Raw genomic sequence first — 17236 nt, forward strand, 5'->3', positions numbered from 1 at the left:
TTTTTCGCATGGATAAGAAAAACACGAACATTACAATTCTCGTCATCGAAGACGAAATTGCAATCGCAGAAGGTCTCGTCGATCTTCTGGAATTCCAGGGTTATCACGTTAAGCATGTCGCAGATGGCATTTCGGGCCTTACCGAAGGTCTCAGCGGCAAATACGGATTGATCCTTCTCGACTTGATGCTCCCGGGCATGGACGGTTTTACCGTTTGCGACAAGATCCGTGAAAAAGACAAGGACGTCCCTATCATTATCCTTTCGGCCAAGAATACCGACAAGGATATTATTGACGGTTTGAAGTACGGCGCAGACGATTACGTTCCAAAGCCTTTTGCCGTTCCGATGCTCCTCGCCCGTATCGAAGCGGTTCTTCGCCGTTCCCGTCAGTCGATGGAAGGCGACGGCAAACTCGCTGCAGGCAATCTGCGCGTGAACTTCCGCGAATACAGCGGCTTCCGTGGCACCGAAAAGCTTTCCTTTACCCGTAAGGAAATTGAAATTCTCGAATATCTGTGGAACAATCGTGACCGCGCCGTTCCGCGTGCAGAACTTTTGAATAAGGTCTGGGGTTACGAAAACGCGGAAACCGTCGATACCCGTACGGTGGACATCCACATTACCAAGCTCCGCAAGAAGATCGAAGACGACCCGTCTCATCCTTGCCTGCTCGTCACGTTCCGCGGTGAAGGATACCAGCTCAGAGAAACACCGGACTGATGAATCGGCTCAAGCTGATTTTTACGTTTCTTTTCTTAGTGATCGCGATTCCCGTCGCGATCCTTTTAGTCAATTCCTACAAACATTTTCAAACGGAGTCGCAGTACGCCTATAAAGAACAGGCGTATTTCATTCTGCAGATGCTGAACCAGCGCATCTACGACGACCTTGCCGTCGAAGAGCAGCGCTCCTATTCGGAATACCGATTTATCCGCGCTGTGCCTATCATCGGGGGTGAAGAAGTCACGATTTCCAAACTCGCCGAGCTTCCGATCCGCAGCCATTACGGTGGAATGATCGGCTATTTTCAGTTGGACCCGGACGGCGGCATGCACACTCCGGTACTCCCCGATGGCATCCTCGAAAAGATCCCGGTGGAAGACCGTTCCAAGCGTGAAGTCATCCGCGACAGCATTCAGAACGTTCTGAAGCAGCTCGATATTCACAACGAAGGTTTAAGCCGCAACCAAGTTCAGGCTAGTACCCAAGACAGTCTGGACAGGCTCTACGGCAAAAACTTGAAACTCGCCGTCAAGCTGAACGACAACAAAAAGTTCCAGCGCCGCTACGAACAGAGTTCCAAAACGGAAACTTTCCTCTTTGACGTGGAATCCGCCCGTATCCTTCGCATTTCGGAAAACGGCAAAGAAGACGAAAACGTGTACGATTCGATCGAAGTTCCGAACCTGCTCGAAGTGGAAATCGATCCGTTCCAGGCGAAATTCGACAGCAATTACATCGTTTACTACCGCAACGTTTGGCGTAACAACGAACAGTTCATTCAAGGTTACGCAGTGCGACTGCGCAACTACCTTGAAAACCTTGTCTTAAACGAATTGCAGTTCAACCCGGTGGAACAGGGCATTACGCTCGCCTTCGGTACAAAGGAAAACGACTACGTTACATTTGGAAGCATCGTGAATTCAAAAGGCGAGCTTTTGAACATTCCGTTGCAGTTCCCCTTGAACGACATGATCTTGACCGTTTATTTGACGGAAGAAGAAAGCAGCTCGAGCCACATGATCCTTGTGCTGATCGCGATTATCATGTTCGTCGCTCTCGCCGGCGGATTCTTTGCGGTTTACCGTTCGACGAAAAGCCAGATCCTTTTGGCGAACAAACGTCAGGACTTTGTTTCGGCGGTAAGCCATGAACTGAAAACGCCTTTGACCGCCATTCGCATGTATGCGGAACTGCTCCAGAATTCCTGGGTGGCGAACGAGACGAAGCGTCAAAAGTATTATGCGCTGATCGTCAACGAAACCGAACGTCTTTCCCGTTTAATCCAGAACGTGTTAAACCTTTCCAAGCTCGAACGCGGCAACTGGAACGTGCAATTCAGCAAGGAAAATCCGAAGACGATTCTAGATACTTTCGTTGCCACGTACACGCAGAACATTGAAAAGCACGGTTTTGACTTGACTGTCACAAGCGACATTTGCAATCTGCAGCTGACTCTCGACAAGGATGCGGTGATGCAGATTCTTACAAATGTCGTGGACAATTCGCTCAAATTCGCGAGAAATTCGACATATAAGATGATTGCCCTGGAGCTGCGCGTTTCGGAACATGATGTGTATTTTGTGGTACGCGACTACGGTCCGGGCATTCCGCAAAAGGAAATCAGCCACGTCTTCGAAGAATTTTACCGTGTAGGCAATGAAATGACCCGCACGACCGCAGGCACAGGCATTGGCCTTTCCATGGTCAAAAAGCTCTGCGATATGACAAATATGAAGATCGAAATCGAAAATGCGAATCCGGGGCTTCGCACAAAGTTGCATTTGCCACTGTTAAATATCTAAAATGTACTTACCCATCTAGGTCTTCGTTTTCTAAATTCTTTAGTGTAAACTCAAGGTGAGGCCCATATGACTAGAGAAGACATTCTTGAAAATCCGGACAAATACGATCTTTCGATTGAAACCGTAGGCAAGTGCACTTTGAATTCTCCCATGAAGGGTTTGAAGTTCGTCAACGACACAAAGCAGATCAGTCTCACGACTGATGTCGCCACCATCGAAAAATTCGCCAAGATGGGCAAGCCGATTCCCGCTCTCGAAGCGGCAGGCCCGCGTGAAATGATTTACCACGATCCCTCCTGGACGCGTGCGGCCATCGTCACCTGCGGCGGTCTTTGCCCGGGCTTAAACAACGTCATTAAAAGCCTTGTCCGTGTGCTGTGGTTTGACTATGGTGTACGCAATATTTTCGGTATTCCGTATGGCTACCGCGGACTGAATCCGGATTACGGCTATGCGCCGAAGATTCTTGACCCGGATTACGTGGATAACATTCAGGAAGACGGTGGCACGATCCTTGGAAGCTCTCGCGGTCAGCAGTCCGCAGAAACGATGGTCGATACGCTGATGCGTTTGAACATCAACATCTTGTTCTGCATCGGCGGCGACGGAACCCTGCGCGGCGCCCGCGACATTGCACACGAAGTCAAGCGCCGCCACCAGCCGATTTCTGTCATCGGTATTCCGAAGACAATCGACAACGATTTGAACCTCGTCGACAGAACCTTCGGTTTCGAAACGGCAGTGCTTGCCGCTTGCGACGTGATTACGAGCGCCCACTGCGAAGCAAACGGTGCATACAACGGTCTTGGCCTTGTGAAGCTCATGGGCCGCGACTCGGGCTTTATCGCTGCGGACGCCGCTCTTGCAACGACCGTGGCAAACTTCTGCCTGATTCCGGAAGTTCCGTTTGAACTCGAAGGCGAAGGCGGTCTCTTTAGCGCTCTTGAAAACCGTTATGCAATCGGCAAGACGCACGCGGTGATGGTCGTTGCCGAAGGCGCTGGACAGCACTTGTTCAAAGGTCTCCCGGAACGCAAGGACGCATCGGGCAACATTCTCAAGTATGATATCGGCGACTATCTTGTCGAAAAGATCAACGAGCACTTTAAGACGATCGGAATGGAAATCAACATCAAGTATTTCGATCCGAGCTATACCGTGCGCAGCATCCCGGCAAAGGGTACGGATGCGATCTTCTGTTACCAGCTCGCCGAAAATGCGGTTCACGCTGCCATGGCCGGCAAAACGAACATGGTCGTCGGCAGCATGAACGGCAAGTTTACCCATGTTCCTATCGACTTTGCTGTTAGCGAACGTCGCAAAATCAAGCCGGATAGCCCGCTGTGGCACGCCGTGCTCGGTTCTACTCGCCAGATGGATTACTTCTCTGGCAAATATGCGAAACGCAAAAAGCAATAATTACAAAAGTAAATCCTGGAATTTTTTTCTAGGTTAAGGATAGTTATGCTGAAAAAAGAAGAAAAAGTTATTATTCGCACCGCATTGATGGAATATCGAAACCTTCTTTTCAAGGCATTCCATGGAACAGACGAAGAAAAAGAAAGAATTGCGACAGTGAACAAGCTCCTTCAAACTTGGAAAATCTAATTTGATAGAGTGATGTTCCGCATTTTTATTTTTCTTTTTTTGTTGGGGAGTTTAAGCTTTGCCAACAAAGACCTGGACGAGGGAGAGTACTGGTTTAAGAACCGTGCCCGGAATTCCAAGAATGACCATGCGGATTCCTTGATTGTCGAAAAGATGATCCATGCGTACAAACGCGCGCTCCAAGACTCTACTGCCGAAGAAAAGGCTGCGGAGCGTCTTTTGTATGCCTACTACTTTAAAGGCTGTTACGTCATTGATTACCAGAATCACGATGCGCGTCTTCAACTTTTTGCCATTTCCAAAGACTTCGGCGAAAAGATGCACGCGAAGTACCCGAAGAACCATACAATTTCTTCGCTTTACGCCCAGAATCTTTCGCTGTGGTCTCAGGAATACGGTGCTTTGCAAGCGGTCAAGGAAGGCATCGCTAAAAAGATTCGGGACCTTTCTACCGAAGCCGAGAACTGGCAGTTCCTAGGCCGTGCCCATCAGCTGCTTCCCTACATTCCCATTATTTTGAACTGGCCCGACAAGGACCTTGCCGACAAATATTTGACGCGGGCGCACAAGCAAGATCCCGCCGACTTGAATACGATTCTCTTTTTAGCGGAACTTCGCCTGGACCAAAATCGTTACAAAGAAGCCCTGAAGCTCGTCGAAGACGGTTTGAACCGCGGTATCCGCAACACTTACACGGTCGAAGACAAGCGTTCCCGTTGGAAGCTCAAAGACTTAAAGGAAAAGATCAAGAAGGCGATGAAGTGAGTTCCGAGCTCAGCTCCTGAATAATGCCGTCCGCAAGTCCAATCGTCGGAACGATGATCTCCGAAGCACGCGTCGCCCGTGCAATCGAAAGAAAGATCTGTGCAGCAGGAACAATCACGTCGGCACGATTCGGGCGCAGATTAAACTTTTCCATGCGTTCCGCGTAATCGATGGACGAAAGTTGGCGGTAAAGCCCATCCAACTGCGCCACGGTAAGACGATTGGTGCGACGCACTTTTTTCGGAACCAAACGGTAAAGCTTGTTGATGTTTCCGCCCGACCCGATTATCGCCACACGTCCCTTGGTACCGACCATCTGACGGATTTCATCGCTCATGTCATCGACGGAATCCAAGTCGACAAGGCCGCTCAACAGTCGAAGGGTGCCCACATTAAAACTGCGACTGCCCATGAATTTATTTTGAGCGATAACGCTGATCTCTGTAGAACCGCCGCCGACATCAACGCATAAAAAGGTGCACTCCGACTTGCCATTCTTTTCGGAAGACGAAAGGAACTTTTCGGTATGATTGTCGTAGATAATTCGGGCTTCTTCGTCCCCGGAAATCAGTTCAATGTCAATCCCTGTGCGACGACATATGTGACGCAACACTTTACGCCCATTCTTGGCGTCGCGCAGGGCAGAAGTCGCACAGGCGCGGTATTTGGAGACTCCGTAAATAATCATGAGCTGTTTAAAAGCTTTAATCATTCGCAAAAAAAGTTCTTCCCGTTCTTCGCTAATTTTTCCATTTTGAAAAACATCGATTCCAAGGCGAAGCGGAAACCGGATAAACTGCTCCTTTTGAAGACTTAACGAACCGTCCCTTTGAAAGGTAGCCGTTTTAATCAACAAGCGAGCCGCATTGGAGCCGATGTCGATTGCGGCTAAGCGGACTGGATTTTTCGGGGCTTTATTTTTCATTCTTGTTTTCCAGAGCCTTGTAGTGTTTATAAAGTTCTTCTTGCGATCGGAAGGTGCGGTAATGATTGCGCATGCCTTGTTCCACGATCAAGCGGGCTTCCCGTTTAATGGTTGGATCATAGACCGGAGAATAAACTTCAATGCGGTGATCCAAATTTCGAGGCATCCAGTCGGCAGAGCCGATAAAGACTTTGTATTGATGGTAGCTGCCGTCTTCTTCGCCGACATCTAGATGTCCCAAATCCACACCATTCGCAAAAATCAAGATGCGTGAATGTTCTAAGTAGCGGTCGATAATCGCATTCACGCGCAGATTTCCGCCGAGTTCCGGTAGCGAAGGAACAAGCGAGCAGTTGCCTCGTACCAAAAGATCCACTTTAACACCGGCGGCGGCCGCTTCGTAAATCTTTTTCACCATCTTTTCATCGGTCACATGATTGAGCTTGCAAAGGATATACGCCGGGTACCCCAACTGGTGATTGCGAATTTCTTTCTGGATCAACTGATTCAACTCTCGGCGCAAATCGTTGGGAGAAACCATCAGTTCCTTAAACTTGACCGACATATAAGGCTTTTCGATAAATTCAAACAAGCGTTCGATATCCTTGACGATCGGCAATCGTGCCGTGAACTGCAAAAAGTCCGTATAAGCACAAGCGTTCCCTTCATGGAAATTTCCCGTGGAGATACAAGCGACGTTTCCTTTTTTTGCGATAATGAGCGTGACCTTGGAATGGATCTTTAAGCCTTCCACTCCCATGATCACATGGATGCCCGCATCCGCCATCTTTTTGCACCAATCGATATTCGATTCTTCATCAAAGCGCGCAAGCAGTTCTATAACGACGGTCACCTTTTTACCGTTGCGAGCCGCGGCGATCAACGCTCCGACAACCTTCGAATCCTTGGCGATCCTGTAGAGGGTCGTTTTGATTTCTTTCACTTCCGGATGAATGGCGGCTTCCCGTAAAAGATTGATGTAGCCGTCAAAGGATTGATACGGCACGTGCAAAAAGCGATCTCTTTCACGGATCACGTCTATGAGAACCGGCTGCATGGTCCATTCCGGGCGCATCGAAGGCCAACGAGGATATTCAAACGTTTCTCCATTGGGAGAATCAAAACGCGGGAACTTCATCAAGTCCTTGTGATTTTGATGGCGACCCGAAGGAAGTGTGGCGTCCACTGAGGAAAGCTTCAACTGCACCAGCAATTTTTTCAGCAGTTCACGGGGCATCTGTTCGTCATAAATGAAGCGGACAGGCTGACCGTTCTTGCGATTTTTTACTCCGCGAGCAATCTTTTGCAAGGTGACGCCTTGAATGTTGCTGTCGAGTTCCATTTCCGCATCTTTTGTCACTTTAAAAGACCAAGCTTCCACTTGATCAAAATCCGAGCCTGGAAACAAATATGGCAGCGCACAACGGATGACGTCATCTAAATACATCACATAATGATGCACCACCGAGCGAAACTTTTCATCGGGGAGCTGCACAAAACGTCCAAACTTTTTCACCGGGATTTCAACGATGGCGTAACTTTTATGGGAACCCTTCTTTTGCCCATCCCCTTTCATCAAGCGGATGACGAAATGAATGGAATCGTCCGAAAGGCTGGTAACGCCTTTGATCGAAGAAAGCCATATCGGGGAAATATTACCGACGAGATTCGAAAGGCAATATTTTTTTACCGCTTCTTTCTGGGACGCGTTCAGCTCTTTTTCAGAAAGCAAATGAATGTGCTTTTGGCGGAGTCCTTCGAAAACATCCGAAACCGTTTTCTTGAAAACCTGTGAATATTTCGCGTTGAGTTCGGCGATCGTATGCAGGGTCTGTTTGCTGCGCTGTCGCAGTTCTTTTGAATTTTTTCCGACATAGTCCGAGATGCGACTTAGAGTAGCGACGCGGACGCGGTAAAATTCATCCAAGTTGTTGCTGTAGATTCCCAAAAAGTGCAGACGTTCCATCAGCGGGATTTCTGTTCGTTCCGCCTCGGCGAGGATGCGCCTGTTGAACAGCATCCACGATACGTCTCTTTCGATGTAGTTTTCTTCTGTCAATTTCATGTCCACTCCTGACTTACTTTTGAATTACCAAGTTCGCTGTTTGGATTTAATCCAGATAAAAGCGCGTTCAATACAGAACGCAATGGCGAATACGCTAAAGATGGCGAGCCCCGCTGTTCCATATTCATAGCCTTCGATATGAGTTGAAATCACATATCCGATGCCGCCTGCGCCTACCATACCGAGAATGGCGCATTCCGAAAAATTGATTTCAAAGCGCATACCCGTCCACGCGATGAGTTCCGGGATTGCCGAAGGCAAAATCGCATTCAAGAAGACAGAAACTTTGCTTGCGCCGGCCGACTGTAGTGCTTCTATCGTTTCGGAAGGAACCGCTTCAAAGCTTTGAGCGAATGCGCGGGTAAAGAACGCCGTGGTATGGACGCAAAGTCCCGCGATTCCCGCCGAAGGCCCCATTCCAATGCAGATCATCATGAAGAGGACCCACACCGGAGTGGGCACCGCACGGAGAAATGTGAAAAAGGCTTTCACCGAAGACGAAAGGATTCGGCATTTGAAAATATTTTCCGCTGCAAGCATCCCAAAAAAAAGGGAAAGAATCAGACTGTAAATCGTCGAAAGAACCGCTATGGAAATCGTTTCCAAAAGCGCCGATCCAATCAGGTCAAAATGGGAAAACTCAAAATGGCCGAGCTTCCAAAACACAAGCCCCATTTGCGGAACTCGGGCAAGCATCTTGGACCATGGAATATCCAAATAGATAAGCCCGAGCATAGAGAGCAGTGCCATTCCAATCAAAAAGAAAATAGCGGAACGATTCTTGTCGATACAATCTATCCGCATTTTCCCCGAGGCGGTTCTGCGAATTACAGCTTCTGTCATTCTAAATCCAACTCCTTTCGCAAATAATTGGTAAGAGCATCCACCAGCAACACCATCACAGCGATTGCGAGGATAATCGTGAAAGACATGTTGTACTTGAACCCTTTCAAGTACGAAAGCAGCACAAGGCCAATTCCCCCGCCTCCGACCATGCCGACGACCGTCGAAGAACGCAAATTCACTTCAATGCAGTATAAGAACCAAGAAATAAACCCTCGCAAGCAAGACGGCAGAATTCCGTGAAACACAACCTGAATAAACGAAGCTCCTGCCGCTTGCAAGCTTTCCAAATTATCTTGGGAAATATCGTCGATCGTTTCGGCAAAGGCTCGCACCATAAAAGCGTAACTGCTGATACAAAGCGCGACAAAGCCCACACCTGTGCCGATTCCCAAAGACGAGAAAAGAATAAAGGCCCAAACGAGCGCCGGAATGTTCCGAAGGAATGTGGCAAAGCCTCTGACAAACTTGGGCGATTTTTGAATCGGGGAAACGCGCTTGCTTGCAAAAAGGGCTGTCACAAAAGCGAGTACCGCTGCGACCGATGTCGAGGAAAGCGCCATACAGATCGTCGTCAATATCCCCTGAAAAATCGCTTTCAGCTTTAAGCCTGTCGGAACAGCCGGCGGAAAGAAATCATCAACGATAAACGAGCGGAAATTTTCCATGTTGAAGAAAATTTCAAAGGGGTTGTAGCGAGCAAAACAAGTACTTGCCACAAAAAGCCCCACAATGCTAAAAAAGAGAATGGTAGTCAACCGCTTTTCAGACTGCATAGGCTTGCTGCCAATCCTTTTCATCGGAAACTCCCGCAACCAAATTTGAAACAGACGTGCCATAGATGCGTTCCAGTACAGAATCCGAAAGGGATTCCGGTTCTCCGTCAAAGACGATTTCCCCGGCATGCAGCCCGATGATTCTTGTCGAATAGCGCATGGCGACATCCACCTGATGCAAATTGACGAGACAAGGGATGCCCCGTTTTTGCGCGGTCGATTTCAGAAGATCCATGATGACTTTTGCACTGGACGGATCCAGGGAAGCAATCGGTTCATCGCACAAAAGAATCTTTGGATCTTGGATGATCGCACGGGCGATTCCCACGCGCTGTTTTTGTCCACCGGAAAGGTTTCCTGCTTTGTTGTAGCCGAATTTTTCAAGACCCATTTCTTCTAAAAGAGTCCAAGCCTTTTCCTTGTCCGCTTCCGGATACAGACCTAAAATTCCGCGGATACCGCTCATGTGCCCCAAGCGACCGTGGAGCACATTCTGCAAAACGGAAAGATTGTAAACCAGATTGTAATTCTGAAAAATCATTCCGATTTTAGAACGGTTCTTGCGAAGCTTGCCGCCACGAAGGGCCGAAACATTTTCGCCATCAAAAAAGATGTTCCCTTCGGTCGTGGAAATTAATTTGTTGATTGAGCGTAAAAGGGTAGATTTTCCCGATCCCGAAGGCCCGATGATGGAGATAAATTCTCCAGGGCGAACGGAAAGGGAAACATCTTTCAAGGCACAAACTCCATTCCCATAGCGTTTCGTCACATGGTCAAAGGTTAAAATCGATTCCATCTGATTTTCCAAAAGCCTTATTGATTGATGTTGTGATTGAGAGTCACGATGGCTTCGTAATCTTCTTTGGATGTCGGAACAAATCTTGCGCCGGGAACTTTGATGACCTTTGCAAAGTACGCTGCGTTATCGTATGTCGTCAAAAATCGGACAAGCTTTGTTTTGAGTTCCGGAGAAACCGTTTTGCCGATGATCATCGCCTCTGCAGGAATCGGTGATGAAGAATGGATAATCTTGACAGCACCTTCTTTCGCATTGCCGTTTGCAATTTCCGAAGCGAGAATCTGGTCGGAAATCGGAACGACATCGACGTCCCCCTTGATAACCGCCTGCAGACCTGCCTGATGTTTGCCGGAGAAGCTGACCGCTTCAAAGAATTCCCCGTTCGTATGAATGATGTCGGAATTCAACTTTTCTGCGGGGAATGCGTTCATGATTTCCGATGTCGGTACCAGATTTCCCGATGTCGAGTTGGGATCGACAAAGGCGATCTTTTTACCCTTGGCATCGCGGAGGGTGTTGATCCTTTCATTGTCGCTTTTCGCGATAAAGACGGAACGGTACGTGGCGAGCTTTTTGTCTCCGTTGGGAGCCTTCATTACGATCGGTTCCGCGTTCGCACGTTCCATGGCAAGGGCGACGGAAAGTGCTCCGAGATAAGCCATGTCGGCCTTGCCCGTGCGAAGTGCTTCGATGATTGCGTTATAGTCCGAAGCCTGAATTTCCTTCACTTCCATTCCGAGAGCCATACCTAGATCTTTCGCAAGACCGTTGCGCGCATCGGTACTCTGTTCCGTGGATTCGTTCGGAGCATAAGCAATGGTGAACGTTTTTTTCGCGGACGCTTCACTGCAACCGTAAATCGAGAAGATGCAAGCCGCCAAAATGATTGTCGATTTCAGCAGGAAGATGGCGAACAGTTTTAATTGCGTAATGGGATTCAAATTCATCGTTTACTCCTTTATCCTGTTGAGGATTTGTAAAACATTTTCGGTTGTGAGTGGAATAGGGTTGTTGTCCGCACGCCCCCGGGTCATACTTTTTTCCGCAGCTTCCTTTAAGGATGCGTCTGTTGCCCCCCATTTGGAAAGTCGCGTTTCAAAACCCGCTGCGGAGAGGTACTTTTCAATCAAAGGCTGAATTTCGTCGATCGATTCGACGCCAAAACTTTCCAAAAGACGAGGAAGGTTTGAAATCATCGGCTCGTTCAATTTGAAAACCCCACCTAAGAGCAGAGCCACGGCGACTCCGTGCGGAATGTGATAAAGCATCGTCAGCGGATACGAAATAGAATGACAAGCCGTCGTGTGCGTATTGCTAAAGGCGAGCCCAGCCAAAAGGCTTCCACGGCTTAATATTTCTGACGCAATTTTCAAATTTCTCTTTTCAATTACAGCCGGAAGAGCTGTAAACACTGCCCGAATCGCATCCAAGGCGTATATCTTGGAAATATCATTTGTCGATTTTGCCCAATAGCTTTCGACGGCGTGGCAGACAGCATCCAAGGCCGAAGAGACGGCCAGCTTCGTCGGCAGTTTTTCGGTGAGCTTCGAGTCTGCAAAAGCGGCATAAGCATAATTGTCCGTCGTTTCAATCGAGAACTTTTTCAGATTTTCCGTATCCCAGATGGTCGCCCAGCAGGTTACTTCGCTGCCCGTTCCCGAAGTCGTCGGAACGCCAATCCAGCGGAGGGCTCCTTTTTTATAATTCTTCTCGGCAATTCTCTTGCGCAAATCTTCGACTGACGCAATCTCTTCGTCGCGGATCATGCAAAGCGATTTTCCGAGATCCAAAATGCTCCCGCCGCCTACAGCAATTACCAGTTCTATCTGGAATCGTAGTGTCTTTTGGTAAATCGCAAACAAATCTTCGATTTCTGGATTCGAAACGGAACATTCTTCCACCACGACATTCGGAAATTCTTCCATCAGTTTTTGAAAACCTTTCTGCTCCAAAACCGACTTATCCCAAACAAGAAGCAGAATCTCGGAATTCATCTCATTTTGCAAAGCCTCTTTGCAAACTTCCGGAAGTTCCGAAAGGCAACCTCTACCTTGGTAAACGCGCACCGAATTGTAAAAGTAATTCATCAAACTACCTCAACTTTTCATCGATCTTTTTCACCAATTCCGGAAGATCCGCTATGGAATCGATTACGAAATCGGCTCCCGCTTCGAAAAACTTTTGCTGCGCCACCTGTTTTGCATACCAGCGTTCACCGCTCGAAAGCTTGTCATACTGCTCCTTCGAAAATCCAAGAACGCTTGAACCTGTCAAAACGCCCACCGACCAGGCTCCCGCATTTTTTCCTTCCGCAATATCGACAAGCGTATCGCCCACCTTGATGACATTCTTCGGCGGGTACACCTGCAAACGCTTCATGCATTCAAAAACCATAAATGGCTTGGGGCGACTAAAGCCGCAAACATCCGGCGTTACACAGCAATCCACTTCATAGCCTTCCCGTCTTGCCTGCTCAAGAATCGGCTTCATGATTTCTGACGAATAGCCCGTCGTACTTCCGATTTTTACGCCGCTTTCCCGAAGCTTTTGAACCGCCTCCGGGACGCCTTCGATGACATGGCTGTAATCTTGAACGACCATTTTCAAGTTGGCTTCAAAGAGATCATAAATCCGTTCGACATCATTTTCGTCCCAATCCCGATTTTGGGTGTTTTTCCAAAATGTCGTGCCTTCCTCTGTGGAGAGCAGCGTACGAATATGGTCTTTCTTTTCCATGCCCATCGGACCTGCGATTTCTTCTAACGTGAACTCAAGTCCAAAATGTTGAAAAGTCTTTTCAAAAATTTGCAGCGGAGCACGGGAGCCGAAATCAACTGTGGTTCCAGCCCAATCAAAGACTATCATTTGTACGGAGTGAACTTTTGTATTCATCATAACCTCATTTTCTCTTTTCACGCATGAATGTAGGTTGTGAATGTAAAGTTTCCATGATTTTACAGTACGCTCTCTGTAAAATCGTTTTCCCGTTGGATGTCGATTTTTTAAGGATTTTAAAACAAAAGAGGTTCCCTTCCGCAGAAGAGAACCTTTTTATTTTCACGAAGCGCACCGCAAGTGCGCAAAACGTTTACTTGGCAGCTTGAGCCTGGATAGAAGTCAAAGCGATCGTATAAACGATATCTTCGACGAGAGCGCCGCGAGACAAGTCGTTCACCGGCTTGGCAAGCCCCTGGAGCATCGGGCCAACGGCGATCACGCCCTGAGCGGAACGCTGAACAGCCTTGTAGCAGATGTTACCGGCGCAAAGGTCCGGGAACACGCAAACGGTAGCCTTGCCAGCAACAGCACTGCCCGGAGCCTTGAGCTTTGCCACGCTTTCGGTCGTTGCCGCATCGTACTGCAGCGGGCCATCAATCGTGATGTCCGGACGAGCGTCTCGCACAGCCTGCGTTGCTGCCATGCAAAGTTCCACATCGTCACCCTTGCCGCTCTTGCCGGTACCGTAGCTGAGCATTGCCACACGAGCCGGAAGATTGAAAGCCTTTGCAGTATCGTGGCTCTGGATTGCGATGCCAGCGAGTTCTTCTGCAGTCGGGTTCAGGTTAATGGCGCAGTCGCCAAACACAAAGACCTGAGACGGGAGACAAACAAAGAAGACCGAGCTGATGGACTTTACGCCCGGAGCGCACTTGATCACCTGCAGAGCCGGACGCACTGTGTCTGCGGTAGAGTGGACAGCGCCCGAAACGAGACCGTCGACTTCATCCTTCTTGAGCATCATCGTGCCGAGGAATACCGGGTCCTTCAAAACTTCACGAGCCTTTTCTTCGGTCATGCCTTTTGCCTTGCGGAGTTCCACGAGAAGCGGAACATACTTTTCGGCGAGTTCTGCGGTCGGTTCTATGATTTCAAAGCCTGCCGGAACCGTGAGGTTCTGGCGAGCGGCTTCGGCTTCGACGTCGGCCTTTTTCGCGATGAGGACCGGGATTGCGATTTTGCGTTCGTAAGCTTCGATAGCAGCCTTGAGAGTGCGCGGTTCAGCGCCTTCCGGGAGAACGATGCGCTTTAAACTACGGGAAGCGAGCTTGATCAAATTGCGACGGAATTCCGCCTGGGAAATGCGATGTTCGCATTCTGCAAAAAGGATCTTCTTCACGGCGTCTTCATTCGCCGAGTCACCGTCTGCGAGTACAAAGGCAACGCGGGTCTTTGCAGCCGCAAAGTCCGCAGCGACGATGGCTCCGTTTTCATCGGAATCGGCAACGAGAATCACGTCGGCATCGAGAGCGGCAGCGATCTGGATATTCAAAGTTTCACTGCGAACGGACTGTTCGAGCGACACACCGGTAACGACAAAAGCTTCTGCGGCAGAGTCCTGCACAGCGCCGACGAGAGCTTCCATCGAAGCGTCTGCACCCTGGGACTGCAAAACGGTCGGCACCATTTCCGTAGCGACAAAAGATTCTGCGGAAGCGACATTTTTTTTCACAACACTCAGGACAGATTCAGCAGCCTGGGCAAGATTTACACCGGCGGAAGCCGGGAGAACGAGAAATACGTGTTTCATAACTAACTCCATTTCGTATTCTTGCTCTAAAAATAGCATTTAAGAAGGCTTTGGGCGAACGGAATTCTTCTTTAATTGGTAGCAGAGAGAACCCCGGCTGATTCCAAGGATTTGCGCGGCCCGACTCTTATTATTGTGACATTCCTGTAGCACTTCTAAAATGTTTTTCCACGACGGCGTATTGCCTGTTCGGTAAACCGTGCGTCCTTCCCGTGCATAGCTTGCGTGCATCGAATGCAAATCCCAAGGTTCCCCGGCAAGAATTTCTTCCAAAGAGTCTCCCAGGTTCTGCAACAGTTGGTAGCGTTCCAGAACGTTCTTCAGCTGGCGCACATTTCCCGGCCATGGAAAGCGGCAAAGGCTCTTCAATTCGTCGGCAGAAAGCGGTCTTGCAGAAAGCCCCTGCCAAATCTCCACCGCAATCGCCCTGAGTTCATCTAAACGTTCCCGCAAAGGCAAAAGCCGTATCGGGAAAACGTTCAGGCGAAAGAAAAGGTCCTCGCGAAAGCGGCCCGTTTTGACCGCCGCCTGTAAGTTCCGGTGCGTCGCACAGACAAGCCTAAAGTCCACGGAAATGCTCTGTTGCGTCCCCACGGGCGTCACCGCACGTTCCTGCAGAATCCGAAGCAGCCTCGTTTGACTTTCAAGCGGAAGCTCGCCGATTTCGTCCAAGAAAAGAGTCCCATGGTCTGCGGCCCTGACAAATCCGAGCTGATTCGCGACAGCTCCCGTGTACGCTCCGCGGCATGAGCCTTCGAACAGACTTTCGACAAGCCCTGGACTGATCGCGCCGCAGTTCACCGCGACAAAAGGACCTTTGGAACGGTCGCTCATCGCATGCAGTTTCCGGGCCATGACCTCTTTCCCCGTCCCCGATTCCCCGCAAACAAGAACCGGAACCGAAGACCTGGAAGCGATTTCCAAAAGATGCTTTGCGTCTGCCATTCCACCTCCAAAACCAATGTTTCCAAAATGACGCGATTGCATTTAATAAGACGTTTGAAACCTTAAAAAATCCACCAGGGTTTGCTATTTTTTACAAAAAAACTTCTTTTTTTACAAAAGGATACTCAGATGGCTGATCGTATTGTGTGCAAATTCGGCGGAAGTTCCGTTGCAGAAGCCAAGCAGTTTCAAAAGGTAAAGGCTATTGTCGAAGGCGACAAGCGCCGCAAAATCGTGGTCGTTTCCGCTCCGGGCAAACGCAACCCGAAAGAAACGAAGCTCACCGACCTTCTCTACACCACTTACGATCTCGCATCGAAGCATCTCGACTTTTCCACTCCGTGGAAGATGATCTGCGACCGCTATCTGGATATAGCCAAGGATTTGAATCTTGCAACAAAGATCGGCGACGACCTCGCCGCCCTCGAAAACAAGCTCAAGAATGAAATCGACACGGTCACGACGGACTTCCTCGTTTCCCGTGGCGAATACCTCTGCGCCCGCTTAATGGCTGAATATCTCGGCGCCCAGTTCGTCGACTCCTACGATTTGATAGCCTTCGACGAACGTTACCGCATCACCCCGAAGAGCTACGAAACGATCGCCCAGAAGCTCTCTGACGAAAATCAGCTGTTCGTCGTCCCGGGCTTCTACGGCGAAGGCCCGCGCAAGCAGGTGAAGACATTCTCCCGCGGGGGTTCGGACATTTCCGGCGCCGTGCTCGCAAACGGTATCAACGCCATCGTCTATGAAAACTGGACAGATGTTTCCGGTATGCTCATGACGGATCCGCGCATCGTCGAAAATCCGAAGCCGATCAGCTACGTCAGCTACCGCGAAATCCGCGAACTTTCTTACTCGGGCGCAAGCGTTCTCCACGACGAATCCATCGCACCATGCCGCGCCAAGAACATCCCGATCAACATTCGCAACACGAACCGCCCGGAAGACGCAGGCACAATCATCGGCCCGACTCCGGAAACCACCGACTACCCGATTACCGGCATCGCTGGTCGTAAGGGCTTCTCCATGATCTACATCGAAAAGAGCATGATGAACAAGGAAGTCGGTTTCGGTCGTCGCATCCTCGCCATTCTCGAAGGTGAAGGCCTTTCTTATGAACTGAGCCCGAGCGGCATCGACTCCATGTCCATCGTCGTGGATACGAAGTCTTTGGAAGCCGTGCAGGAAGCCGTTCTCGAAGACATTCTCCTTCAGATGCACCCGGACCGCGTGAAGGTCTTCCCAGGCATCAGCCTTGTCGCTACCGTGGGTCACGGCATGACGAACAAAGTCGGTATCGCCGCGAAGCTTTTCAACGCTCTTGCCGAAAAGGAAATCAACATCCGCATCATCGACCAGGGATCTTCGCAGATCAACATTCTCGTCGGTGTGGACGAAGCGAACATGGAAATCGCAATTCGTGCCATTTATGATGCCTTTGTGAAATAGTTA

At 49.4% G+C, this 17236-nt stretch carries 16 protein-coding genes; 6 read left to right on the forward strand and 10 right to left on the reverse strand.

The window, feature by feature from the left end:
- Positions 1-8 precede the first annotated feature (8 nt).
- From MR847_RS01950 to MR847_RS01970, 5 genes are all read left to right on the forward strand, one after another.
- A complete protein-coding gene (locus tag MR847_RS01950; protein ID WP_100426761.1) occupies positions 9-722 on the forward strand; it encodes a response regulator transcription factor in 714 nt (237 codons plus the stop codon).
- Positions 722-2527, forward strand: coding sequence for a sensor histidine kinase (locus tag MR847_RS01955; RefSeq protein ID WP_100425056.1), 1806 nt, complete (start codon positions 722-724; stop codon positions 2525-2527). Before MR847_RS01950 ends, MR847_RS01955 begins: the two co-directional genes overlap by 1 nt.
- A gap of 66 nt (positions 2528-2593) precedes the next feature.
- Entirely contained in the window at positions 2594-3946 is a 1353-nt protein-coding gene (locus tag MR847_RS01960; RefSeq protein WP_100425057.1) for an ATP-dependent 6-phosphofructokinase, read from the forward strand.
- 45 nt (positions 3947-3991) lie between these two features.
- Complete coding sequence (locus MR847_RS01965; RefSeq protein ID WP_157797876.1) at positions 3992-4135, forward strand: hypothetical protein; 144 nt, start codon at positions 3992-3994, stop codon at positions 4133-4135.
- A gap of 12 nt (positions 4136-4147) precedes the next feature.
- On the forward strand, positions 4148-4900 hold the full coding sequence (locus MR847_RS01970; RefSeq protein ID WP_287722809.1) for a tetratricopeptide repeat protein: 753 nt from the start codon (positions 4148-4150) through the stop codon (positions 4898-4900).
- On the opposite strand, the gene MR847_RS01975 is transcribed toward MR847_RS01970, so the two are convergent.
- The 10 genes from MR847_RS01975 to MR847_RS02020 form a co-directional block, all read right to left on the reverse strand.
- On the reverse strand, positions 4881-5825 hold the full coding sequence (locus MR847_RS01975) for a Ppx/GppA phosphatase family protein (RefSeq protein WP_173547553.1): 945 nt from the start codon (positions 5823-5825) through the stop codon (positions 4881-4883). The genes MR847_RS01970 and MR847_RS01975 overlap by 20 nt on opposite strands.
- Positions 5815-7890, reverse strand: a complete 2076-nt coding sequence (locus tag MR847_RS01980) for an RNA degradosome polyphosphate kinase (protein ID WP_287722810.1) — start codon at positions 7888-7890, stop codon at positions 5815-5817. Before MR847_RS01980 ends, MR847_RS01975 begins: the two co-directional genes overlap by 11 nt.
- A 24-nt stretch (positions 7891-7914) precedes the next feature.
- A complete protein-coding gene (locus MR847_RS01985) occupies positions 7915-8733 on the reverse strand; it encodes a PhnE/PtxC family ABC transporter permease (RefSeq protein ID WP_287722811.1) in 819 nt (272 codons plus the stop codon).
- Positions 8730-9509 (reverse strand): PhnE/PtxC family ABC transporter permease, encoded by a 780-nt coding sequence (locus tag MR847_RS01990; RefSeq protein WP_106519892.1) that lies wholly within the window; start codon positions 9507-9509, stop codon positions 8730-8732. The genes MR847_RS01985 and MR847_RS01990 overlap by 4 nt, the downstream gene beginning before the upstream one ends.
- On the reverse strand, positions 9499-10305 hold the full coding sequence (gene phnC, locus MR847_RS01995; RefSeq protein ID WP_106519909.1) for a phosphonate ABC transporter ATP-binding protein: 807 nt from the start codon (positions 10303-10305) through the stop codon (positions 9499-9501). Before phnC ends, MR847_RS01990 begins: the two co-directional genes overlap by 11 nt.
- Positions 10306-10322: 17 nt before the next feature.
- Positions 10323-11255, reverse strand: coding sequence for a phosphate/phosphite/phosphonate ABC transporter substrate-binding protein (locus MR847_RS02000; protein ID WP_106519891.1), 933 nt, complete (start codon positions 11253-11255; stop codon positions 10323-10325).
- A 3-nt stretch (positions 11256-11258) separates the two neighbouring features.
- Entirely contained in the window at positions 11259-12395 is a 1137-nt protein-coding gene (locus tag MR847_RS02005) for a phosphonoacetaldehyde reductase (protein ID WP_287722812.1), read from the reverse strand.
- A 4-nt stretch (positions 12396-12399) separates the two neighbouring features.
- On the reverse strand, positions 12400-13203 hold the full coding sequence (phnX, locus tag MR847_RS02010; protein WP_198514863.1) for a phosphonoacetaldehyde hydrolase: 804 nt from the start codon (positions 13201-13203) through the stop codon (positions 12400-12402).
- Between the two features lie 193 nt (positions 13204-13396).
- Positions 13397-14836 (reverse strand): phosphate acetyltransferase, encoded by a 1440-nt coding sequence (gene pta, locus MR847_RS02015; RefSeq protein WP_287722813.1) that lies wholly within the window; start codon positions 14834-14836, stop codon positions 13397-13399.
- A gap of 39 nt (positions 14837-14875) precedes the next feature.
- A complete protein-coding gene (locus tag MR847_RS02020; RefSeq protein ID WP_100425065.1) occupies positions 14876-15781 on the reverse strand; it encodes a sigma 54-interacting transcriptional regulator in 906 nt (301 codons plus the stop codon).
- Between the two features lie 129 nt (positions 15782-15910).
- Here MR847_RS02020 and MR847_RS02025 point away from each other — a divergent pair, with 129 nt between their 5' ends.
- A complete protein-coding gene (locus tag MR847_RS02025; protein ID WP_100425066.1) occupies positions 15911-17233 on the forward strand; it encodes an aspartate kinase in 1323 nt (440 codons plus the stop codon).
- Positions 17234-17236: the final 3 nt, after the last annotated feature.

Origin of the sequence: Hallerella sp. (assembly GCF_022776125.1) — a bacterium.
GTDB lineage: Bacteria > Fibrobacterota > Fibrobacteria > Fibrobacterales > Fibrobacteraceae > Hallerella > Hallerella succinigenes.